Source organism: Nocardia arthritidis NBRC 100137 (assembly GCF_001612765.1).
In the GTDB taxonomy this organism is placed as follows: Bacteria; Actinomycetota; Actinomycetes; order Mycobacteriales; family Mycobacteriaceae; genus Nocardia; species Nocardia arthritidis.
In genome coordinates this window covers 20,778-43,126 of the sequence record NZ_BDBB01000055.1, presented here as the reverse complement: position 1 = coordinate 43,126, position 22,349 = coordinate 20,778, and the positions used below count along the sequence as shown (strand labels likewise).

The window sequence follows — 22,349 nt, the reverse complement described above, 5'->3', positions numbered from 1 at the left end:
GCAGCCGGGAATGCGGCTTATCGGCCTCGAGGACAGGGACGAAAGGCCACGATGCGAACAGAGGAAGCTGACACCCAAGTCCCTCGACGCCCGGGCCCAAGGACTCTCGCCCGGAAGGAAATTTCCCGCGAGGCTGTCGGTCATGGCCGCTCGCACCCCTTCCGCCATGATCGACCCGCCACGTTATCGCCCTGCATGCGGCTGTGCGGAACTTCCGGTCGGACAGACACCGAATCCGCGGCCTTCCGAACGTTGGGTGACGAGCGCCCATTTCGACGCTCTCACCATGACGCGATAAGGAGCGTCGAGCATGAATCTCGAAAGTACAAGTGCGGCCGGCCCGGACTTCGACACCGCCTCCGCATATCCGGTATACCTGCGTGGCGACCTGGAAGAGCCGCTGTCGCGGTGGCTTTGGCTGGTGAAGTGGCTGCTGGCAATCCCGCACTACATCGTCCTGTTCTTCCTGTGGATCGCATTCGTCGTGCTCACCGTGATAGCCGGCGTGGCGATCTTGCTCACCGGCCGATACCCGCGAAGGATCTTCGACTTCAACGTCGGTGTGATGCGGTGGTCATGGCGGGTGCAGTTCTACACTTATGCCGCGCTCGGCACCGACCGGTACCCACCGTTCACATTGCGCCCCACCGGATATCCCGCCGAAATCCAGGTCGACTATCCGGAACGCTTGTCGCGTGGCCTTGTACTGGTGAAGTGGTGGTTGCTGGCAATCCCGCACTACCTGGTAATCACCGCGATGTGGAATGGTTCGGTAGTACTCACCGACGACGACGGCAACAACCCTACCGCGATCCCGCTTATCGGGATCCTCGTACTCATCGCCGCGGTCACTCTGCTATTCACCGGACGTTACCCACGCCAATTGTTCGACTTCGTCGTCGGCATCAACCGCTGGCTGTACCGGGTCCTAGCCTACGCCGCGCTGATGCGCGACGAATACCCGCCGTTCCGCCTCGATCAGGGCCCACATGAACCAATCGATCCCCCTACCTCCCACAGCTCCGGAGAGCAGACGGGGGTTTGAGCGGTCGGACGGCCTCGTTCGCCGCGGTCCGTTGGGCAGCCGTGGCAGCCGCCCGGCATAGCGCGCCATTGCATCTGGTCCACGCGATCGGCGTCCCGGCCGATGCTGTACCTGTACTCGGCGGACGGTTCCATGTGAACCGCGGTGTCGACGGAGACGAGTCGTGACATTTATCGAGCCGTCGAATGGGCAACCCCCGGTCGGTACAGCTGCCGCACGGCATCGGCTCGCCAGATGAGTTCGGAAAGCGAGAAGATCATGATGGGACGGGACACCCCTGTAGCCCCTGCCGACGGCCGACACTACGCCGAGTACGCGGCACGCTGGATGTCGCTGCTGATCCTCGCCCTGATGACGGTGTCATCGGTCGCAGGGCTGTGGATCGAGAGACTGTACCGAGATCCCCCGGAAGTAGCGGCCGCGTTGCGCGGGTACGACTTCATCGCGCTGGTAATCGGTGCTCCCCTGCTCGCGGCCGCGCTGGTGCCGCGCTGGTTTCATGCCGCATGGGCTCGATCAATCTGGATCGGAGTGCTCGCCTATGCCGTATACAACTACGCGCTGTACGTGTTCGGCACCAGTTTCAACGGCGCGTTCCTCATCCATACGGCATTGTTCTCCTTGTCCATCGGTACGTTCGTGCTCGCGTTGGCCAGTACCGATGTGGACGCGGTGGCAGCTCGATTCTCCGCCGCCACGCCGGTGCGTTCGGTGGCGATGGTCCTGCTGATCCTTGCCGGTTCGCTCGGGGCGATGTGGATCTACTACTCGATTCGCTTCGCCGTCACCGATGAGGTGACCGAACCATCTCGGCTGATACTGCCGTCCGCCATGACGCACCTGGGTTTCGTTCTCGACCTGGCCCTGCTGGTTCCGAGCTATGCCGCGGCAGCGGTCCTGCTCTGGCGACGGCGCCCCTGGGGGTTCATCCTCGCGACGGCCCTGCTGCTCGCCGGATCGCTACACCAGTTCGCGTATATCTCGGCCATGATCTTCCAGGTGCGTGCCGCGATACCGGGGGCGGGATTCGACTCCGCGGAGCCGTTCATCACAGGGGCTTTCGTAGGCGCGACCGCTTTGCTTCTGTACCGCTGCGCACGCGGGCCGGTTCGGCATCCCGCCCGCGGAACAGCCGGTGACCGCTGACCTGTCGGCGTGGAACCCGTATTCGTGCTATGTAGAGTCTTTGGTGTCTCGCCGACGCGTAGACAGCCTCTGCGGTGCGGGTTGCGGTTCGCCTGTGCCAGGTTTCGACAGCGTCCGCTACCGGGGGAAGCCGCACGTGACCGAGAACGACCCAAGACCGGCACCCGCCAGGAGCAACAGGTATGGCTCGACGCACTTCTGGACCGTGGTCGGTAGCTCGGCGGGCGTAGTGGGCGTCGTGGTCGCGCCGAGACGAGGGTCGGCAGGTCGTCGTCGATGCCACCAGCAAGGCGGAATCCGCCCGGTGACCCTGTCTCACCCGGGCATCTCGAGGTTGGGTTAGGCATCTCGCCGTGGCGATCCGAGTTCCACTGCTCACCGAAGGCCGAACAACCCGGTGCTGCTGACTCAGTTCGTGTGCGGGTGGTTCTTGTGCGGGTGCCTGATGGAGTCGCCACCCTTTGTCTCGTGCAGCCGGCCGAACCGGCTGGCGAGCAGATGCGCCATGCTCTCGGCCGCGCCCCGGCAGGCGTCATCGATGGTCGCGGCGTTGTGGGTCACCGCGACCGGCTGCTGACCGGTCGGACGAGCCTGCAGCACGCATCGCTTGTCATCCGGTCCACCTTTGCCCGCGTTCTGGTCGCTGAGGTGGGCTTCGACGCTGGTGATCTGGTCGCTGAAGCGCTCGAGCGTCGACGCGATCTCCTCCTCGAAGTGCCGGATCAGCTTTTCGCCGCTGTCGATGTTGCTGTCGGTGTTGACCTGAATCTGCATATGCGAATCCGTTCCGGTAGGTGGCAACTGCTCCTCGGACGGAGGCGGACGGTATTCGTCGACTGCTCCGCCGTCGCCTGCTCCGTCTATACCCCAATACTCACCGTAAAATCCCCGATGATCATCGACTGAGCGGTCTGGGCCGCCCAGCTGTTGACGATGTGCAGCGCGGCGATCAGTCCCGGGTAGCACAGAGTGACGTTGTTGCGCTCGCGGTTGTACAGCTCACCAGCCCCGTGATCGGCGGCAAAGGACACGCGCTTTATCAATCAGCCGGATGCGGCCGAGTCCACGCCGGATTGGGCAACGCCACCGGCCGCGCCTGCCACTTCGGCGAGGCGGGTTCGCCGAGGATGGGCCGGGTGCGGACCCGTTTCCACGAGGACCTCCACGAGCTCGCCGCCGGTCTGCAGACGCTGTGCCTGCGTGATCGCAGCGCCATCGCCGCTCCCGCCGCCACCGCGTCCCCGAATACCCCGCTGGCCTGCGCCGTGAGCTTGTCTTCGACCGGGCGCTGAGCCGGGGCATGGTCGGTGTCGGAAAACCCCGCGACACGGTGGGCGTGTCTGCTTGGGTGCGGCAAGGCGGGCTGCGAGCATGAGCGCCCATGTCCGGTGCGAAGAAGAAACCAGCCCGCCGCGCCAGGCGATCCGGCGGTGACGCGGCCTGGAGCTCACCGCGCGGTGAGGCTGCGTGGGTCGCGGCGATGCGCGCGCACATCTGGCATCGCCGATACCCCCCGTCCTCGGTGATGCAGGCGCTGGGCACACCCTGCGGTCACCCGGTACCCGCGGCGGACCTGCGGGTGTTCGCCGGGCTGGAGGTCATGATGCGAGTACGCGGCTGGAGTTTTCTCGGGGAATGCTCCGGCCCGGAAGTCCTCACCTGGATCTACGGACCGTCCGACGCCGGTGAGACCTGTCTCGACCGCGGTCTGGAACCGGTCACGACGATCGCGGCCACCCTCGACCGCTCGCTACCGACCGACACCGTGCACGACTGCGAAGTCGAAGTGCTGCTCGTCGGCACCCCCTACAGCCAAGCCCGCCTCACCGGCCTGACCGGCCTCACCCCCCATCTCAAACTCATCGAGGCCCACCGCCCCGGCGACCCCATCACCCTCCCATTCCCCCTCGGCCGCGCCCGCGCCACCGACCGCGCCGACCAACCTCCCATCAGTGCCGATCGATGATGCGGCAAGGCTGCGACCAGCGATAAAATCATGTACAGGTCAGGGACCCGCAGAAGATTCGATTTCGGAAGGAGATGAGATCGATGGACTCCTTCGGCCTCGATCTCGGCGTCGGCCTCCACGCGTTCCTCAGATGGCTGGCCGTCACGTTCGGACTCGGATACGGCCTCAGCTGAGCGATGCGCCGCATCCCCCCACCGCGGCAGCAGCAGCGGACGCGCTACTCCTCACCGGCGGCGGCTCCTATCCCAGCGGCAGTCAGATCGGCCTGTCCGGCGCCCTGATCGCCAGCGAGCGAACGACGCCAGGGCTGCATCTCATTCGACGTCCCCGCCGGCGGACAGGTCACCAAAGTCCGGCACCCTCAACCCACCGGCCGCATTCTGGACCGTGAAGTGACCCTCCCCCGGACCCCGCCACCCCGTGCTGAACAGCTCGACTTGTTCGGTGACCTCGCCGGGTAAACGTGGCGCCGGGACCAGAGCCCGACCGTCGGGCGAGGAATGACGGTAGGTTATTCGTGGAGTCTGCGGTGCAGGTCGTCCATGAGCCCAGGATCGCGTTCGCCGGTCCAGCCCGCGCGGAGGTTAGGCCCGCCGCAGTACCGACGGAGTCTCGGTTTCGGGGGACTGGCTCAACGACGCTTCGTCCAGCACAGGGTCTGGCTCGCCTGCGCTTCATCCAGCATCCGGGCGACCTGATCAAGCAATTCCGGCACATCGCGTACTCGGCGCGCCTTCAACTCGACTCGGCGGCCGTCCCGGTCATCGACCATCAGCTCGATGTCGGAATGGCGTTGGCTGAGCCAGGTCGAGAGTGAACCAGCACCTGCCAGAGCGAACCAACCCTGCATGGCTTCATGTGTCCTGAAGCATGGCGCTGGAACCAGACATCCTCACTCGGCGAAGCCGGGCAGGAAGCAGTGCCCTATGCCATCAATTCGTCATGCCCAAGACAACGCCGCCTCGGCGGCGAACGGCTCCAACCTTCCGGCCCCGGACGCTCGAGGCGCACAACCGCCGTCTGCATCGGCTGCGAGTAGCGCAGCTGACCTGCATCTCGGTGAGTTGGACCGAGCTTCGAACCGACTGGCCGACAGCACCAAGGTCCGGCCCGGTGCTGATGGACCTTCAGACGCTCGCGCACAAGCGGATCAGTCCGTGGCCTCCGTATTCGACGACTTGTATCAGCCCCGTCGTCGACCGACACAGCTGGTGTCGATACTGTTCGCATTCCCCAGCGTGGTCGACAGCAGCATCCTGATCTCGGTCGCGCATTGCGCAACCACAACACTCGACGACCACAGCCGACTGTCCGACAGGTCGGCAATTGGAATACTCGGATGGGCTGCGGGACAGAGCATTTCATTCGACAGCGATCACCGTAGCAGCAAAGCCCGCGCTGCCGGGCAGAGTCGGTGGTCGGTCGGCCGATCGGGTGCGTTACCGCAACGGCCGGCCGATCACCGCACGCCGCTACGACTACCTCACTCAACGCGTCAAACAGCACCTGGCCGGGGCACAGCGACTCCAAGTATCGATCCACTGGGTGCGCCACACCACCCTCACCTACGTCGAACGAGAATTCGGCGAAGCTGTCGCCCGCTGATGGACCCCCTGACCCGATGAACACGCACCCGATGCGAGTTCACCCCGATCGGCGAGTCAGAAGACGTGATCGACCACGCTAGTCGCTCCCTTCGGTGGACTGGGTAGCGGTCACGAGGGGAGCGAGACGAGGCAGCACCGATTCACCGTACGCCTGGAGGGTCGCGGTTTTCGCGTCGTGCTGGAGATAGACGGCGAATTGGTCCACACCGAGCTCGGCGAGGTCACGCAACCGGGACAGCTGATCGTCGGGTGTGCCCAGCAGGCAGAAGCGATCCACGATGGCGTCGGGCACGAACTCGGCGTGCACGTTGCCCGCGCGTCCGTGCTGGTTGTAGTCGTAGCCTCGCCTGCCTTCGACGTAGTCGGTGAGGGCGGCCGGAATATCCCCCGTCGTCCCGTATCTCGCGACGATCTCCGCCACGTGGTTGCCGACCATCCCGCCGAACCATCGGCACTGTCGGCGCGCGTGCGCCAGCGCCGCGTCCGTCCCGTCGGTGACGTAAGCGGGCGCGGCGACGCAGATCCGCACCGCTGCCGGGTCCCGGCCCGCTCGCTCGGCCGCCGCGCGCACCCGCGCGATGGTCCAGGCGGTGATGTCCGGGTCGGCCAGTTGCAGGATGAATCCGTCCGCGACCGCGCCGGTCAAGTCGAGAGCACGCGGCCCGTAGCCCGCTACCCATACCTCGAGCCGCGAGTCGGCCGCCCACGGCAGCCGGACCACCGTGTCGTCGATACGCGCGCTGCGCCCGTTGCCCAGCTCGCGGATCACCTCCACCGCTTGCCGCAGCGTTGCCAGGGTGGCGGGTTTCCCGCCTTGCGTGCGCACGGCCGAGTCACCGCGGCCGATCCCGCACAGGGTGCGGTTGCCGAACATCTCGTTGAGCGTGGCGAAGGCCGACGCGGTCACCGTCCAGTCCCGGGTGGCCGGGTTGGTCACCATCGGACCGACCATCACCTTGCGGGTGGCGGCCAGGATCTGGCTGTAGATGACGTACGGCTCCTGCCAGAGCAGATGCGAGTCGAAGGTCCAGACGTGGGAGAACCCGTAGGTCTCCGCGAGCCTGGCCAGTTCGATCACCCGCGAGGCCGGGGGCGTGCATTGCAGCACCAGACCGATGTCCATGCGGCACTCTCCGTTTCGAGGATCGAAAGGCGCGTCAGATCAGGTTCTGCGAGAGGTCACGCTTGACGAACCGGCCGTGTCCCGCGCGACCGAGGTAGCCGCCGCCGTCCACGACCACCCGGCCCCGGGACAGCACCGTGTCGACGTGACCGTCGATCTCGAATCCCTCGTAGGCCGAGTAGTCCATGTTCATGTGGTGGGTCTTGCCGAGACCGATGCTGGTGTGGCCGTCCGGGTCATAGATGACGATGTCGGCGTCCGCCCCCGGGCTGATCACTCCTTTGCGCGGATACATGCCGAACATCCGGGCCGGCGCGGTGCAGCAGACCTCGACCCAGCGTTCCAGCGAGATCCGCCCGCTCCGGACGCCCTGGAACATCAGGTCCATCCGATGCTCGACGCCGCCGATGCCGTTGGGAATCTTGCTGAAGTCGCCGAGACCCAGCTCCTTCTGGTCTTTCATGCAGAACGGGCAGTGGTCGGTGCCCACGGTCGTGACGTCACCGGTGCGCAGATAGCGCCACAGCTCGTCCTGATGCCCCTCGGCCTTCGATCGCAGCGGTGTCGAGCACACCCACTTCGCGCCCTCGAAACCCGCTGCGCCCAGCTGGTCTTCGAGCGAGAGGTACAGGTACTGCGGGCAGGTCTCGCCGAAGACGTTGCGTCCGGCGTCGCGGGCGGCGGCGATCTGTGCCAGCGCCTGCTCGGCCGACACATGCACCACATACAGCGGCGCGCCCGTCAGCTCGGCCAGCATGATCGCGCGGTGGGTGGCCTCCTCCTCCAGCTGCCACGGTCTGGTCGTGCCGTGGAAGTACGGCGCGGTGTGCCCGCGCGCGAGCGCCTGCTCGACCAGTACATCGATGGCGATCCCGTTCTCGGCGTGCATCATCAACAGCGCACCCAGCTCGGCCGCAGACTGCATGGCGCGCAGTATCTGACCGTCGGTGGAGTAGAAGACACCCGGGTAGGCCATGAAGAGTTTGAAGCTGGTGACACCCTCGGCCACCAATTCGCTCATCCCCTTCAAGGACTCGTCGTCGACGTGACCGATGATCTGATGGAAGCCGTAGTCGATCGCGCACTGCCCGGCGGCCTTCGCATGCCAGGCGGCCAAGGTGTCCTGCACCCGCTCCCCCGGCTTCTGCACGACGAAGTCGACGATGGTGGTGGTGCCGCCCCACGCGGCGGCGCGGGTGCCGGTCTCGAAGGTGTCGGAGGCTTGGGTCCCGCCGAAAGGCATCTGCATGTGGGTGTGGCCGTCCACACCGCCGGGGATGACGTATCTGCCGGTCGCGTCGAGCACCCGATCGGCGGAGGCGGCGAGGTCCGCGCCCAGCACGGCGGAGCCCGGCTGGAGGACGGCGACGATGGTCTCGCCCTCGACGAGCACGTCGAGCGGCTGCGATCCGGTGGCGGAGACGACCGTGCCGCCATGGATGAAGGTGCGCGCCATGTCGTTCCCCGGTCTCAGGGGGCCACCAGCGGCCCGTAGGCGTCGGGGCGGCGGTCGCGGTAGAAGGCCCAGCGATCGCGCACCACCTTGATCAGGTCCATGTCCAGATCGCGGACGACCAGCTCGGGGTCGGTGTCGGAGGCGACGTCACCGACGAACTTGCCTTCCGGGTCGACGAAGTAGCTGGTTCCGTAGAAGTCGTCGTCGCCGTACTCCTCGACGCCGACGCGGTTGATGGCGCCGATGAAATACTCGTTGGCCACGGCGGCCGCCGGTTGTTCCAGTTTCCAGAGATAGCCGGACAGACCCCGCGAGGTGGCCGACGGGTTGAACACGATCTCCGCCCCGGACAGGGCCAGCGCGCGCCAGCCCTCCGGGAAGTGCCGGTCGTAGCAGATGTACACGCCGACTCTGCCGACGGCGGTGTCGAACACCGGCCAGCCGAGGTTGCCCGGCCGGAAGTAGAACTTCTCCCAGAACCCGTGCACGTGCGGCAGGTGGTGTTTGCGGTACTTACCGAGATAGCTGCCGTCGGCGTCGAGCACGGCGGCCGTGTTGTACAGCAGGCCGGGCTGTTCCTGCTCGTACACCGGCAGGATCATCACCAGGCGCAATTCCTTCGCCAGCGCGGCGAATCGCTGCGTGGTCGGCCCCGGGACGGATTCGGCGTAGTCGTAGAACCTCTGGTCCTGCCGCTGGCAGAAATAAGGCCCGTAGAACAGCTCTTGGAAGCAGATCACCGCGGCTCCCTCCGCGGCGGCCCGGCGCGCGTAGGCCTCGTGCGCCTTCAGCATCGACTCTTTGTCACCGGTCCAGTTCGTTTGGACCAGCGCCGCTCGAACGATTCCCATGCTTTGTTATACGTCACCGGGAACCAATTCTGTTGTCCAACAAGTTGCCGGAAACATTTTTGTGGCCGATCTGCGGCCATCGCAGGCCCTGTCATCGGACCGCGCGGGCGGAAATCGAGCCGTACTCCCCCACCACTGCGGGGGAGATGGAATGATTCGCGCTGCATCGTCCGGTGCGCAACCCCGAGTGAAGGAGCTTTTCAGCGGTGAGCAGCGAAGTGCAAGCGCGAGAACTCGTCAACGGCCGGCGCGCGGGGCGCCGGAACCTACCGTGGCGATCGCTGCGGATCCTCGGGGTACTCGCCGTCGGCGTGACACTGGTGGCGTCCGCGGCGGGTGTCGTCTCGGCGACCCCCGCGCCGGCTCGGGAGCAGGGACCGGCCCGCTGCGGCGCACCGGCCGCCGGTCAGCCGAACGGCAAGCAATGGCCCGCCGAACCCGGCATGACCATCGATGCCAATGCCGGATACACGGCGACGCTGACCACCAGCTGTGGCACCGTGACCATCGCCCTGGACGCGGCACACGCGCCGCGCACGGTCAACTCGTTCGTGTTCCTGGCCGGTGAGCAGTTCTTCGACCACACGAAGTGCCACCGGATGACCACCGAAGGCATCTACGTCCTGCAGTGCGGCGACCCGACCGCGACCGGCATGGGCGGCCCCGGTTACTTCTTCCCCGACGAGAACCTGGCGGGGGCCACTTACCCGGCCGGTACGGTCGCCATGGCGAACGCGGGGCCCGGCACCAACGGCAGCCAGTTCTTCCTGGTCTACCGCGACGCGCCGCTGCCGCCGAGCTACACCCCGTTCGGACGGGTCACCGCGGGCATGGAGGTTCTGTCGTCCATCGCCGCCGCGGGCGTCAAGGACGGCTCCTCCGATGGCGAGCCTGCCGTCGAGGTCGTGCTGAACTCCGTCGCCGCCGGAAGGAACTGAAGCCCGCCGCGGTGGCGGTGCGCTCCGGCGTCGCCACCGCGGGTTCGGCCCGTTGCCGGTCAGGACACGCCGGCACGCCGCCGCAGCACCAGCGCCATGACCGGCTCGACGAAGCGGCTGGCGATCGGACCTAGAACTGCCATCAACAGCACGTAGGTGGTGGCCAGGGCGGCGAATTCGGCGGGGACCGCGCCCGCGGCGACGGCGAGTCCCGCGATGACGATGGAGAACTCGCCGTGGGCGACCAGCGCGGTGCCCGCGCGCGCCCGGCCCAGGCGGCCCGCACCGGCCCGCTTGGCCGCCCACCAGCCGGTGGCGATCTTGCTGGCCGTGGTGACGAGCGCCAGCAGGCAAGCCCAGCCCAGCACCGGCGGGATGCTCGCCGGGTCGGTGCTCAGGCCGAACAGCACGAAGAACAGCGCGGCGAACAGATCGCGCAGGGGTTCCAGCAGTTTGGTCGCGTTGTGCGCGGTCGAGTCCGAGATCGCGATGCCCAGCAGGAAAGCGCCCACCGCCGCGGATACCTGGACCGCGGAGGCCGCGCCGGCCACCAGAAGCGCGGATCCGAGCAGCTTCAACAGGAAGATCTCGCGGTCGGCACTGTCGACGATCGCGGAGACGTAGCGGCCGTAGCGCAGCGCGACGATCAGCACGACGGTGACCGCCGCCAAGGCGATGCCCAGCGTCTTCAGTCCGGCGACGAAGCCGACACCGGCCAGGACCGCCGTCAGCACCGGCAGGTATCCGGCCATCACCAGGTCCTCGAACACCAGGATGGAAAGGACCACCGGCGTTTCGCGGTTACCGAGCCTGCCCAGATCGTTGAGCACCTTCGCGACGATGCCCGAGGACGAGATGTAGGTGACTCCGGCCATGGCGATGGCGCCGGTGAACCCCCAGCCGAGCCCGAACGCGACGAGCACACCAGGCGTCGCGTTGAGCACGAGGTCCAGCACGCCCGCGGCCCACGATCGGCGCATGCCGGTGACCAGCTCCGGCGCGCTGTATTCCAAGCCGAGCAGCAACAGCAGCAGGACGACGCCGATCTCACTGGCGAGGTGGATGAAGTCGTCCACCTGTCGCAACTCGACCAGGCCGCCGGTGCCGAAGACCAGCCCGCCGATCAGGTACAGCGGGATGGGCGACATGCCGATGCGCGCGGCGATCCGCCCGAGCAGGCCGAGGCCGAAAAATACCGCGCCCAGCTGGATCAGCGCGAGCGCGGTCTCGTGTGCCACCATGCGCTCAGCCGTCTAACAGGATCTTGGCGGCGGCCTCCAGGCCCTCCGCGGTGCCGACGACGACCAGCACGTCCCCCGCGGTGAAGGTGAAGTCCGGTCCCGGAGAGGCAATGGGCTGCCCGCTGCGCACCACCGCGACGATGGACGCCTTGGTCCTGGTACGTATCTGGGTCTCGCCCAGCCTGCGCCCGTCGAAGCGGGACCGGTCCGGGATGGACAGCTGACGCGTGGTCAGTCCGGTGAACTCGCGGTGTTCCTCGCGCAGTTGCTCGACCAGTTGCGGCGCACCGAGCAGGCTCGCCAGCACCGCCGCCTCCTTCGCCGTCAGCGGTACCTGTTCGGTCTCGTCGGGGTCGTCCGGCTTGCTCACGATGAGGTCCATCGTGCCGTCGCGATGGTCGATCACTCCTATCCGGCGTCGCGTATTGGCCAGCGGAAAATCCTTACGCACACCGATACCCGGCAGGGGTGTCACCTCAACGTTCACGATTCCACCCTAACGACCAGCAGAGGGCGGCCGGTCTGCGGGTGACCGAATTGTCCGTATCAACGGCCTGTTTTCGCACCACAGACCAGGCCCCGCGAGTTGGACCGTGGTTCACCGGCCGTGGTAAGAGAGATGACGTGTCCCGTACATCGACCCGTCGCCCAACCGTCGCATTCCGTTGCCGCGGCGACCGCGGCGTGCGAGTCCGGTGACGGCCGCCCGAGCGGTGAACCGGCTCCTCCGGCCGGGCGCGGTCGCCCCGGCAGGGCCACAGGCGGGCGCCGCCGGATACCGGCACGATCTGGACGGGTTGCGCGGCGTGGCGATAGCGCTGGTCGTGGCGTTCCACATCTGGTTCGGGCGAGTCTCGGGCGGCGTGGACGTGTTCCTGGTGCTTTCCGGCTTCTTCTTCACCGGCTCGCTGCTGCGCGGCGCGGAATCCACCGGCACCGTCCGCGTCCTCCACACCGCGGGCAGGCTCGCCCGTAGATTGCTGCCCGCGCTGGTGACGCTTCTGGCCGCCGTGGTCGCGGCGACCGTACTGCTGCGCCCGTTCACCCAGTGGGGCGAGATGGCGGCGCAGACGCTGGCCTCGCTGCTGTACTACCAGAACTGGTATCTGGCGTTGTCCTGGTCGGACTATCTGGCCGCCGATCCGTCGGTGAGCCCGCTCCAGCACCTGTGGTCGATGGCGGTGCAGATGCAGTTCTACCTGCTCGCGCTGCTCGTCGTGGCGTCGGCGGCGGCCCTGTGCGTGCGTTTCGAACGACCTGGAGCACTGCGCCCCGGCTTGGCCGTCCTCCTCGCCGCGGGCACGGTGGCCTCGTTCGTCTACGCCGCGCACGGCACCGCGGTGCAGCAGGGCTGGAATTACTACGACAGCTTCGCCCGAGCCTGGGAGTTGTCGGCCGGCGCCCTGCTCGCGATCGTGGCGCCCCGGCTGGCACCGCCGCGCCCGGTGCGGATCGCGGCGGCCGTCCTCGGTGCGGTCACGGTGCTCACCTGCGGATGGCTGATCGACGGCGCCGACCGGTTTCCCGGTCCGGCCGCGCTGGTGCCGGTCGGCGCCACGCTGGCGCTGATCCTCGCGGGCGCCGACCTGACCGCCGCCGAGCGACCGCTGCCCAACCGGCTGCTCGGCGCGGCGGCCGCGGTCCGTCTCGGCGAACTGTCCTACGCGTTGTATCTGTGGCATTGGCCGATCCTGATCTTCGTCCTGGCGCGGACCGGAGCCGCGACCGCCGGACTCGGCGTCGGCCTGGGAGTCATCGGGGCGTCGCTGGTGCTCGCCTACCTGACGCACCGGTTCGTCGAGGAGCCGCTGCGGATGCGGTCCGGCCGCCCAGCGCGCCAGGCCGTCCGCCCGCTGCGTACCGGCCGGCTGGTCGCGGCCCTGGGCATCGCGGTGCTCGTGGTGTCGGCCGGCGAGCAGGTGGCGACCAGAGCCAACCCGCCGCGGGCGGTGGCGGCGCTGGAACCGGTGCACTATCCCGGCGCGGAGGCGCTGGTCGCCGGCGCGAGCACGCCCGAGGCCCCGATGCGTCCGAGCATGTACGAAGCGCCGGCCGACGCCGCCTACCCGTCTCGCGACGGCTGCATCGCGGACTGGGACACCCGCGACGTCATCACCTGCACCTACGGGGATGCCCACGCGGAGCGGACCGTCGCGGTGGTGGGCAGCTCGCACGCCGAACACTGGATACCCGCCCTCGACCTGCTCGCTCGCGAGCACGCCTTCCGGGTCGAGGTGTATCTGAAGATGGGTTGCCCGCTGACCGTGGCGGCGGAACCGATGTACAAGGGCGAAGCGAATCCGGATTGCCGCGACTGGTCGGTGGAGGTGATCGACCGCTTGGCCGTCGAACGTCCGGAGTGGGTCTTCACGACGGCGACCCGGCCGCGAGACGGCGATGGCGACGAGACTCCGGGCGATTACCTGGACGTCTGGGCCCGGCTGGCCGACCGTGGACTCAACGTGCTCGCCATCCGCGACACACCATGGCTGCGCCGCGACGGGGTGCGGTATCGGGCCATCGACTGCCTCGCCCAGCAGGGCGACCGGATCAGCTGCGGCATGCCGCGCGCGGCCGCGCTGAACGCCGTCAACCCGGCGCTGGAGTTCTCCGCCTCGTTCCCCAACGTGTTCCCGGTGGATCTATCGGACGCGCTGTGTGAACGCGACGTCTGCGCAGTCGCCGAGGGCAACATCCTGATCTACCACGACGAGCACCACCTCACCGCCAGCTATTCGCGCTCGCTCGCACCGGAACTCGGCAGGCGCTTGTCACCGATCCTCGGCTGGTGGTGAAGCGGAGTCAGTTCAGCCGCAACATGTCCGACCAGGCCCTCGACCAGGGCTCATGCGGCCGCGCGCAGCGCCAGAGGGTGACTGCGCGCGTGACACCGGGAAATCCGAGCCGGGCGTCGACGTGCCCGATCGCGCTCACCTCGGCGCAGCGTGCCAGCACATCGGTCTCGGCGCCGCCCACCCACAGCACCGTGGTCGCCGTATCCGGCGGGGCGCCGAAGTATCCGAACCCGCGGTTCGGGCTGTACACGGCGGGCAAGCCGTAAGCCGCACGATCGACATCCAGAGCGCTTGCCTGCCAATAGGAATCGGCGATCACCACCGCCGACGCCCGCTCCTGCTCCGGCAGCGCCCGGTACGCGGATGCCACGCCCGCCGCGAGCTCCGACCACCCGAATCGCCCGTACACCGCGATTTCCAGGCCTGCCTCGGCTTGGTCGGCGACCGGTTCGATGTCCGTCTCCGGACGCAGCGGCAGCGAGACCACCAGCAGTGCGGCGGAGAGCGCCAGCACCGGGACGGTGACGAGCACCCGCGAGCGCCGCATATTCTCCGTCCAGTGCACCGCCCGCCGCGATCAGCACCCCATAGCAGCCCGCCGCGTAGTACGGACGTCCGTTGGTGGCGATGAAGACGACCACCAGCACCAAAGGCAACAGCCCGAGAAATCGGTAGGGCCGCCAGTTCTCCGCCCGCAACAGCGTCCACACGCCGTAGATCAGCAGTATGCCGCCGAGCAAGCCGGCCGAGGCGAGCGCCAGCGGCAGCCAGACAGCCCGCCCGCCGATCGTGGCCTGCTCCGCGGCGACCACACCACCCAGACGCAGCTGCGGCCAGCCGTGCGCCGCCTGCCACGCCAGGCTGGGCGTGCAGGTCAGCGCGACGACCACGCCGCCGCACCACAGCGCCGGGCGGCGCAGCAGCTCCCGCGGCCCGTAGACCGCCACCCCGACCGCGAGCGCGATCCAGAACACCGGGATCAACCACTTGACCTGCATATCCAGCGCGGTGACCAGCCCCGAGGCCAACAGCAGGCCGTCGCGGCGGGTGCGGACCCAGCGGACCACCAGCCAGCTCACCACCACCCAGAGCGCCGTGTCGATCGTGTTGGTGGCCAGCAGACTGCCCTGCACCAGCAAAAATGGTGAGGTCCCGTAGGCGGCCGCGGTCAGCGCCTGCGCCGCGCGGCCGCCGCCGAACTCCCGGGCGATCTGCGCGGTCACCAGCACGGCCGCCACGGTGACCAGCACGGCCGGAAGACGCAGCGCCACCAGCGAACCCGGGGCCAGCAGGTCCATCGTCCCGGCGATCGCGGGCAGCAGCGGCCCCTGGTCGGCGTAGCCGACCGCCAGTCTGCGCCCGGCCGCGACGAAATACAGCTCGTCACCGAAGAATCCGTACCGCCCGATGGAGACCAGCAGCGCCAGTGCGCCGAGCGCCGCTACCACGCCCACACCGCCGAGGGCGAACGGCGGTAGCGGTTCGCCGGAATCAGCCGGCCGCGGTGGAACATCCAGCATGTCGGCCGCCTTCGCCCGCCTTCCGCGTCGCCGTGTCGAACAACCCGCACAGATGCGCCGAGTAGGCGTCCATCGCGAAATCCGGGTCCCGCACAGCGCGCCCGGCCGCGCCGTCGATGGCGTCGCGGATCGACTCGGCCATCAACAGCGGATCGAACTCGCCGAATTCCCCGGTGCGTTGTCCTTCGGTCATGATCTCGACCAGCGGCGCGATGATGTCACGTTCCCCGTCGGCGGAGGCGAACTTCGGTTGACCGTCCGCGTCGCGCAGATTCGTCACGACGTCCACCAGCGCGGCCACGTAGGTGGTGTTCGCCGCGATGAAGCCGAGATTCGATTCGAGGTAGGCCAGCAGGCTTGCGCGCGCCCCGGACGCCGCGCCGACCCGCGGGGCGATGTACTCCGCGGCCGAGACGTACAGCTGGATCACCAGCTGCGTCATCAGATCGTCCTTGCCCTCGAAGTGGTAGGAGATGACGCCCTTGGAGATTCCCGCGCGCTCGGCGATCCGCGCCAGCGAGGCGTTGCCGTAACCGACCTCGGAGATCACCTCCACCGCCGCGGCGATGATCTGCCGCCGCCGGGCCTCCTCGATGAACGACCGGCTTTGTCCGCCCGTCCCATTTTCTGGCCGCATGGTCAGATTTTAGCACAGGCGGCCAGAACGGTGCCGCCGCCGCTGCACTCCCTCGACAGCGAAGGGCCGCGCCTCCGAGGAGACGCGGCCCTTCGTGGTCCGGCGAACCTTTACAGGTACTGACCGGTGTTCGACTCGGTGTCGATCGCGCGGCTGGCGCTGGCGTTCTTGCCGGTGACCAGCGTGCGGATGTAGACGATCCGCTCGCCCTTCTTACCCGAGATGCGTGCCCAGTCATCCGGATTCGTGGTGTTGGGCAGGTCCTCGTTCTCGGAGAACTCGTCCACGATCGAATCGTAGAGATGCTGGATGCGCAGACCGGGGTTGCCGGTGTCGAGCACCGCCTTGATGGCGTACTTCTTGGAGCGGTCCACGATGTTCTGGATCATGGCGCCGGAGTTGAAGTCCTTGAAGTACAGGACCTCTTTGTCACCGTTGGCGTAGGTGACCTCCAGGAAGCGGTTGTCCTCGCTCTCGGCGTACATCCGGTCGACGACCCGTTCGATCATCGCGCGGATGCACAGGTTCTTGTCGCCGCCGAACTCGGCCAGATCGTCGTCGTGCAGCGGCAGGTGCTCGGTGAGGTACTTCGAGAAGATGTCCTGCGCCGACTCCGCGTCGGGCCGCTCGATCTTGATCTTCACGTCCAGGCGGCCCGGCCGCAGGATCGCCGGATCGATCATGTCCTCACGGTTGGAGGCGCCGATCACGATGACGTTCTCCAAGCCCTCGACACCATCGATCTCCGACAGCAGCTGGGGCACCACCGTGGTCTCGACGTCCGAGGAGACGCCCGAGCCGCGGGTGCGGAAGATCGAGTCCATCTCGTCGAAGAACACGATCACCGGCGTACCTTCGGACGCCTTCTCGCGAGCCCGCTGGAAGATGATCCGGATGTGGCGCTCGGTCTCGCCCACGAACTTGTTCAGCAGCTCGGGGCCCTTGATGTTGAGGAAGTAGGACTTGGCTTCCTTGGCATCCTCACCACGCGCCTCGGCGATCTTCTTGGCCAGCGAGTTGGCCACCGCCTTGGCGATGAGCGTCTTGCCGCAACCAGGGGGACCGTAGAGCAGCACGCCCTTCGGCGGACGCAGCGCGTACTCGCGGAAGAGGTCCTTGTGCAGGAAGGGCAGCTCCACCGCGTCGCGGATCTGCTCGATCTGCCTGCCGAGACCGCCGATGTCACCGTAGTCGACGTCGGGTACCTCCTCCAGCACGAGGTCCTCGACCTCGGCCTTGGGGATGCGCTCGAAGGCGAATCCGGCTTTCGTGTCCACCAGGAGCGAGTCGCCCGGCCGCAGCTTGCGGATGGGGGAATCGGGGTCGTCCAGGTCGTCCATCTCGGCGACCTTCGCCAGCGGGCCGGCCAGCCACACCACGCGCTCCTCGTCGGCATGGCCGACGACCAAGGCGCGACGTCCGTCGTCGAGGATCTCCCGGAGGGTGCCGATCTCGCCGACCGCGTCGTAGTGCCCGGCCTCGACGACCGTGAGCGCCTCGTTGAGGCGGACGGTCTGACCGTATTCGAGCGTCGAGGTCTCGATGTTCGGTGAACACGTCAACCGCATCTTGCGACCCGAAGTGAACACGTCGACCGTCTGATCGTCATACACACCGATCAGAATGCCGTATCCGCTCGGCGGCTGACCCAGCCGATCGACCTCCTCACGCAGCGCCACCAACTGCTGGCGCGCTTCCTTGAGGGTGTCCATCAGCTTCGTGTTGCGAATGGTCAGCGAATCGATGCGGGCTTCCAATTCCCGTGTGCGATCCGGCGAGTCGGCGAGTTGCCTTCGGAGTGCAGCCGCTTCGGCGCGTACCGCCTCGAGCTCTCTCCAGGCCGCCGAATCCGAATTCTCGATGGGGCTCATGTGCTGCTCCTCCCAGTCCCGGTCTATCAACGCTACCGGGCGCGACCCGTTCTCGCTTTCCGACATGGTTTCGTGGTGATCACATCTGGGCCGCGATCGGCGGCCGGACCACCATGTTAGCCTGCCCTAACCCGACCCTGGCGAGCCTGCTCGCCGCCCGAGCCGAAAGGTTGCCACCATGCTCCTTCCCGCGAGAACCCTGCGTGTTTCCCTTGCCACCGCCGCCGCGGCGCTGGCCATCTCCGGTGCGTTGGCGGCGTGCGGCTCCGACGACGACTCTTCCACCAGCGCGGCGACCTCCGCCACCATCAGCGCCACCGCGTCGGGTACCCATGATCACGGCGACCATGCGACCGGCGCGCCGACCGCCGAGACCTTGCAGGCGACGCTGGTCAGGATCGCCGATCCGAATGTACCCACCGCGGAGAAGTCCAAGCTGATCGTCAACGGTGACAAGCGCACCGCGAACATCGACCAGATGAACGCAGGCCTGCAGGGCTACACGCTGACCTTCGCCGTCGCCGACCTCACCACCCAGGGCAACACCGCGAACGCGCAGGTGACCATCAGCTCGCCGCACGGCGCCGCTCCGGCCGTGCCGCTGACCTGGGAAAACGTCGACGGCACCTGGAAGCTGTCGGACGCGAGCGGCTGTCTGCTGCTCGGCTTCGCGCAGGCGCCCTGCGTCCCGGTCTGAGTCCGGCACGCCGATCACCCGCCGTCGCCGCCCCGCCGCGCTCAGCCCTTCGACGGCCTGCGCTGCGGTTTGGGCGTGACGGTGCCCTCGGCGAGCCTGCGGGCGCTGACCAGGAAGGCGGTGTGACCCTGCATGCGATGTTCGGGCCGCACGGCCAGGCCGACCACGTGCCACGGGCGCACCAGCGACTCCCAGGAGCGCGGCTCGGTCCAGCACTCCTGCTCGCGCAGCGCTTCGACCACCTTGGACAACTGCGTCGCGGTGGCCACGTAGACGATCAGCACGCCACCCGGCACCAGCGCCTTCGACACCGCCGGGAGCGCGTCCCACGGCGCGAGCATGTCCAGCACGGCGCGGTCGACCGGCTCTCCGGTGTAGTCGGCCACGTCCCCGACAGTCAGCGACCAGTTCGCCGGGCGCTCGCCGAAGAACGTCTCCACGTTGCGGACCGCGTGCTCGGCGTGATCGGCGCGGATCTCGTAGGACACCACCTGGCCCTGCGGCCCGACCGCCCGCAGCAGCGAGCAGGTCAGCGCACCGGACCCCGCGCCCGCTTCGAGCACGCGGGCCCCGGGGAAGACGTCGCCCTCGTGCACGATCTGCGCGGCGTCCTTGGGGTAGATCACCGCGGCGCCGCGCGGCATGGACAGCACGTAGTCGATCAGCAGCGGACGCAGCGCCAGGTAGGGCGTGCCGTTGGTGGAGTGCACCACGCTGCCCTCGTCGGCGCCGATCAGGCTGTCGTGCTTGATCCCGCCGCGATGGGTGTGGAACTCCTTACCCGGCTCCAAGACCACCGTGTACAGGCGCCCCTTGGCATCGGTCAGCTGCACCCGGTCACCGATGGTGAATGGCCCGGTCCGTCTGGCCGTCATGAATCTCCGTTCCGCTGGTTGGAATCCGTGCTGTCCGGCACCGGCGTGTCGGTACCGCCGGATAGCCTGCCAGGTATGTGCTCGCCCGTGTCCACGCCCCCTGCCGACGACGCGCGGACCTCCGGGCCCGACGCGATGGCGAGCCGCGCCCGGCCCGCGCTGTCGCCTTCCCGGGCAATGGATTTCAAGCAGTGTCCGCTCAAATACCGGTTCCGGGCGATCGATCGGATACCGGAGCAGCCGTCGGTGCATGCGGTGCGCGGCACGGTGGTCCACGCGGTGCTGGAGGATCTCTACGGGCTGCCCGCGGCCGAGCGGGTGCCCGAGCGCGCCGAGGCCCTGGTGCCCGCGGCGTGGGCGCGGGTGCACGCCGAGCAGCCGGAGGTCGCGGAGCTGATCGCCGGCGAGCGGCTCGACGTCTTCCTCGGCGAGGTGCGCGCACTGGTGCGCCGCTACTACCGGCTGGAGGATCCGACGCGTTTCGACCCGGAATCGCGCGAGGCGCGGGTGGAGGTCGAACTCGCCGACGGCGCGCTGCTGCGCGGCTTCGTCGACCGGATCGACATCGCGCCGAGCGGCGCCCTGCGCGTGGTGGATTACAAGACCGGCCGCGTACCGGGGCCGACGCACGAGACCAAGGCGTTGTTCCAGCTGAAGTTCTACGCGCTCGTGGTCCTGCGCACGCGCGGCCTGGTGCCCGCCCAGCTACGGCTGATCTACCTGGCCGACGAGCAGATCCTCACCTACGCCCCCGACGAGCAGGAGTTGCTGCGCTTCGAGCGCACGCTCTCCGCGCTGTGGGCGGCCATCTTGGAGGCCGGCCGCACCGGAGACTTCCCGCCGAACACCGGCCGGATGTGCTCGTACTGCGACTACAAGCCGCTGTGCCCGGCATTCGGCGGCACGCCACCCCCCTACCCCGGCTGGCCGAGCGACGGCGCGACCGAGTCCCCGGACGAGACCCTTGCCGAAGCCGTCTCGGACTGATCCCGCGGCCCGGAGCCGGGCACACGGCGGGCGGCTCGAATCGGCTGCGAGTCGCCTCAGGCGGTGAAGTCATGGAACAACAGCACCGAAAGCACCAGCCCCACCGCGAGATTCACGACCGCCGCCGATCCGAACACCACGACCGGCCGCCGGCCCGCTTCGCGCAGCCCGCGCAGCGGAACTCCAAGCCGATGGAGACGAACGCGAAGATCAGGAACCAGGTGCGCAGATCGTTGACGATCGCGATGTGCGCCGCGCCCGACTTCTTGCCCGCCGATTGCAGGTACAGCGTGCCGATGATCGAGGCGGCGATGAAGCCGAGGACGAACTTCGGGAACCGCTCCCAGAACTGGCGCCCCGAGGGTCGTACCGGGCACGCGCTCGACGCGCAGCGTGAAGTACACGGTCAGGGCGATTGCGACGACGCCGATCAACGCGTTCCGCGTGGTCTTGACGATCGTGGCGATCTGCATGCTCCTCCGCGATCGCGCCCGAACGGCACCAACCGATCCGGAATCACGCCGAGCAGGACCAGCGCGATCAGCACCGCCGGCGATGGCCGCCGGCCGATCCTCGTTCCAGGTGAAGGTGCCGCCCGACTGCTCCTCGGGTGGCGACTGTGACACGGGGACTCCTTGCGTTTCCTCATCGAGAGGCCGCACGGTAGCAACACGCGGTCACAGCGCACACCGATTGCGCTCAGCCTGAGCGCATCAGGCGTATCGGACCAATCCGGTTCAGAATGCGCGGCAGGAGCGAATGTCGGTGGCCAGGATGGCTTTCGCGCCCAGATCGGCCAGCTGGTCCATCAGTTCGTTGCTCTGTTTGCGCGGAACGAGCGCACGCACGGCCATCCAGCCGGTATCGGCCAGCGGCGCGACGGTGGGCGACTCCAACCCGGGGGTGATGACGAACGCCTCGTCGAGCAGTTCCTTCGGGCAGTCGTAGTCCAGCATCACGTACTGCTGGGCGAAGACCACGCCCTGGATTCGGGCGACGAGTTGGTTGCGCGCCCGGTCGCCCTGGTCGGCGTCCTTGCGTTCGACCAGCACACCCTCCGAATCACACAGCGATTCACCGAAGGCCACCAGATTGTGCTGGCGCAGCGTGCGCCCCGAGCCGACGACATCGGCGATCGCGTCGGCGACGCCGAGCTGAATGGAGATCTCCACCGCGCCGTCGAGGCGGATCACCTCGGCCTCGATGCCCCGGCGGCGCAGATCGCTCAGCACCAGGTTCGGGTAGGAGGTGGCGATCCGCTTGTCGTAGAGGTCCTCGACCTTCCACTCCCGCCCGGCGGGCGCGGCGTAGCGGAAGGTGGAGCGGCCGAACCCGAGGGCGAGTCGTTCCTGCACCGGCGCGCCGGAATCCAGGGCGAGGTCACGGCCGGTGATCCCGAGATCGAGTTCCCCGGAGCCGACATAGATGGCGATGTCCTTCGGCCGCAGGAAGAAGAACTCGACCTGGTTGGCCGGGTCGAGAACGGTCAGATCACGCGAATCGGTGCGCTTGCGGTAGCCCGCTTCCGCGAGGATCGAGACCGCGGATTCGGACAGGGCGCCTTTGTTGGGAACTGCGACGCGCAGCATGG

The 22,349-nt window shown here is 67.9% G+C and carries 21 protein-coding genes and 2 pseudogenes; 9 read left to right on the top strand and 14 right to left on the bottom strand.

Annotation, left to right across the window (positions count from 1 at the left end; translation table 11 throughout):
- Positions 1-358: 358 nt before the first annotated feature.
- Positions 359-1,045: pseudogene (locus NA8_RS29135) on the top strand (DUF4389 domain-containing protein); the annotation flags it as partial.
- A 234-nt stretch (positions 1,046-1,279) separates the two neighbouring features.
- Positions 1,280-2,191: a hypothetical protein gene (locus NA8_RS29130; RefSeq protein WP_063053521.1), complete on the top strand. Its 912-nt coding sequence runs from the start codon at positions 1,280-1,282 to the stop codon at positions 2,189-2,191.
- 408 nt (positions 2,192-2,599) lie between these two features.
- On the opposite strand, the gene NA8_RS29125 is transcribed toward NA8_RS29130, so the two are convergent.
- Together NA8_RS29125 and NA8_RS34160 are read right to left on the bottom strand one after the other, a co-directional pair.
- Positions 2,600-2,965, bottom strand: a complete 366-nt coding sequence (locus NA8_RS29125) for an HPF/RaiA family ribosome-associated protein (protein ID WP_063053520.1) — start codon at positions 2,963-2,965, stop codon at positions 2,600-2,602.
- Between the two features lie 86 nt (positions 2,966-3,051).
- Complete coding sequence (locus NA8_RS34160; protein ID WP_157106984.1) at positions 3,052-3,222, bottom strand: hypothetical protein; 171 nt, start codon at positions 3,220-3,222, stop codon at positions 3,052-3,054.
- A 105-nt stretch (positions 3,223-3,327) separates the two neighbouring features.
- Here NA8_RS34160 and NA8_RS29120 point away from each other — a divergent pair, with 105 nt between their 5' ends.
- Together NA8_RS29120 and NA8_RS29115 are read left to right on the top strand one after the other, a co-directional pair.
- The gene (locus tag NA8_RS29120) at positions 3,328-3,483 is read left to right on the top strand and encodes a hypothetical protein (protein WP_157106983.1); all 156 of its coding nucleotides are present in this window, start codon (positions 3,328-3,330) and stop codon (positions 3,481-3,483) included.
- An 89-nt stretch (positions 3,484-3,572) separates the two neighbouring features.
- A complete protein-coding gene (locus NA8_RS29115) occupies positions 3,573-4,157 on the top strand; it encodes a hypothetical protein (RefSeq protein WP_063053518.1) in 585 nt (194 codons plus the stop codon).
- 634 nt (positions 4,158-4,791) lie between these two features.
- Here NA8_RS29115 and NA8_RS34155 read toward each other — a convergent pair.
- On the bottom strand, positions 4,792-5,010 hold the full coding sequence (locus NA8_RS34155) for an effector-associated constant component EACC1 (RefSeq protein WP_157106982.1): 219 nt from the start codon (positions 5,008-5,010) through the stop codon (positions 4,792-4,794).
- Between the two features lie 584 nt (positions 5,011-5,594).
- On the opposite strand from NA8_RS34155, the gene NA8_RS34150 reads away from it, so the two are divergent.
- A complete protein-coding gene (locus tag NA8_RS34150) occupies positions 5,595-5,765 on the top strand; it encodes a hypothetical protein (RefSeq protein WP_157106981.1) in 171 nt (56 codons plus the stop codon).
- 78 nt (positions 5,766-5,843) lie between these two features.
- On the opposite strand, the gene NA8_RS29105 is transcribed toward NA8_RS34150, so the two are convergent.
- The 3 genes from NA8_RS29105 to NA8_RS29095 are packed head-to-tail and all read right to left on the bottom strand — an operon-like array spanning position 5,844 to position 9,197.
- Positions 5,844-6,890: a TIGR03842 family LLM class F420-dependent oxidoreductase gene (locus NA8_RS29105; RefSeq protein ID WP_063053516.1), complete on the bottom strand. Its 1,047-nt coding sequence runs from the start codon at positions 6,888-6,890 to the stop codon at positions 5,844-5,846.
- A gap of 34 nt (positions 6,891-6,924) precedes the next feature.
- Positions 6,925-8,346, bottom strand: coding sequence for a dihydropyrimidinase (gene hydA / locus NA8_RS29100; protein WP_063053515.1), 1,422 nt, complete (start codon positions 8,344-8,346; stop codon positions 6,925-6,927).
- 14 nt (positions 8,347-8,360) lie between these two features.
- Positions 8,361-9,197, bottom strand: a complete 837-nt coding sequence (locus NA8_RS29095) for a nitrilase-related carbon-nitrogen hydrolase (RefSeq protein WP_063053514.1) — start codon at positions 9,195-9,197, stop codon at positions 8,361-8,363.
- Between the two features lie 206 nt (positions 9,198-9,403).
- Here NA8_RS29095 and NA8_RS29090 point away from each other — a divergent pair, with 206 nt between their 5' ends.
- On the top strand, positions 9,404-10,135 hold the full coding sequence (locus NA8_RS29090; RefSeq protein WP_245664048.1) for a peptidylprolyl isomerase: 732 nt from the start codon (positions 9,404-9,406) through the stop codon (positions 10,133-10,135).
- A 59-nt stretch (positions 10,136-10,194) separates the two neighbouring features.
- On the opposite strand, the gene NA8_RS29085 is transcribed toward NA8_RS29090, so the two are convergent.
- Entirely contained in the window at positions 10,195-11,376 is a 1,182-nt protein-coding gene (locus tag NA8_RS29085) for a cation:proton antiporter (protein WP_063053513.1), read from the bottom strand.
- Positions 11,377-11,380: 4 nt separating this feature from the next.
- Complete coding sequence (locus tag NA8_RS29080; protein WP_063053512.1) at positions 11,381-11,863, bottom strand: cation:proton antiporter regulatory subunit; 483 nt, start codon at positions 11,861-11,863, stop codon at positions 11,381-11,383.
- A 208-nt stretch (positions 11,864-12,071) separates the two neighbouring features.
- On the opposite strand from NA8_RS29080, the gene NA8_RS29075 reads away from it, so the two are divergent.
- Entirely contained in the window at positions 12,072-14,171 is a 2,100-nt protein-coding gene (locus NA8_RS29075; protein WP_084467166.1) for an acyltransferase family protein, read from the top strand.
- A 50-nt stretch (positions 14,172-14,221) separates the two neighbouring features.
- Here the strand turns inward: NA8_RS29075 and NA8_RS29070 are convergent, their stop codons facing one another.
- The 3 genes from NA8_RS29070 to arc form a co-directional block, all read right to left on the bottom strand.
- Entirely contained in the window at positions 14,222-15,691 is a 1,470-nt protein-coding gene (locus tag NA8_RS29070; protein WP_245664047.1) for a glycosyltransferase family 39 protein, read from the bottom strand.
- Positions 15,663-16,328, bottom strand: a complete 666-nt coding sequence (locus NA8_RS29065) for a TetR/AcrR family transcriptional regulator (protein WP_063053510.1) — start codon at positions 16,326-16,328, stop codon at positions 15,663-15,665. The genes NA8_RS29070 and NA8_RS29065 overlap by 29 nt, the downstream gene beginning before the upstream one ends.
- Before the next feature lie 110 nt (positions 16,329-16,438).
- A complete protein-coding gene (gene arc / locus NA8_RS29060; RefSeq protein WP_062972891.1) occupies positions 16,439-18,199 on the bottom strand; it encodes a proteasome ATPase in 1,761 nt (586 codons plus the stop codon).
- Between the two features lie 178 nt (positions 18,200-18,377).
- On the opposite strand from arc, the gene NA8_RS29055 reads away from it, so the two are divergent.
- Positions 18,378-18,896, top strand: coding sequence for a WKL family lipoprotein (locus NA8_RS29055; protein ID WP_063053509.1), 519 nt, complete (start codon positions 18,378-18,380; stop codon positions 18,894-18,896).
- A 41-nt stretch (positions 18,897-18,937) separates the two neighbouring features.
- Here the strand turns inward: NA8_RS29055 and NA8_RS29050 are convergent, their stop codons facing one another.
- Positions 18,938-19,771 (bottom strand): tRNA (adenine-N1)-methyltransferase, encoded by an 834-nt coding sequence (locus NA8_RS29050; protein ID WP_063053508.1) that lies wholly within the window; start codon positions 19,769-19,771, stop codon positions 18,938-18,940.
- A gap of 135 nt (positions 19,772-19,906) precedes the next feature.
- Between NA8_RS29050 and NA8_RS29045 the strand changes: the two genes are divergently transcribed.
- Positions 19,907-20,758 carry a RecB family exonuclease gene (locus tag NA8_RS29045; RefSeq protein WP_063053527.1) on the top strand — a complete coding sequence of 284 codons (852 nt, stop codon included), beginning with the start codon at positions 19,907-19,909 and terminating at the stop codon, positions 20,756-20,758.
- A 56-nt stretch (positions 20,759-20,814) separates the two neighbouring features.
- Here the strand turns inward: NA8_RS29045 and NA8_RS33235 are convergent.
- A pseudogene (locus tag NA8_RS33235) lies at positions 20,815-21,234 on the bottom strand (putative sulfate exporter family transporter); the annotation flags it as partial.
- A gap of 261 nt (positions 21,235-21,495) precedes the next feature.
- Positions 21,496-22,347: an ATP phosphoribosyltransferase gene (gene hisG / locus NA8_RS29035; protein WP_040867212.1), complete on the bottom strand. Its 852-nt coding sequence runs from the start codon at positions 22,345-22,347 to the stop codon at positions 21,496-21,498.
- Positions 22,348-22,349 lie beyond the last annotated feature (2 nt).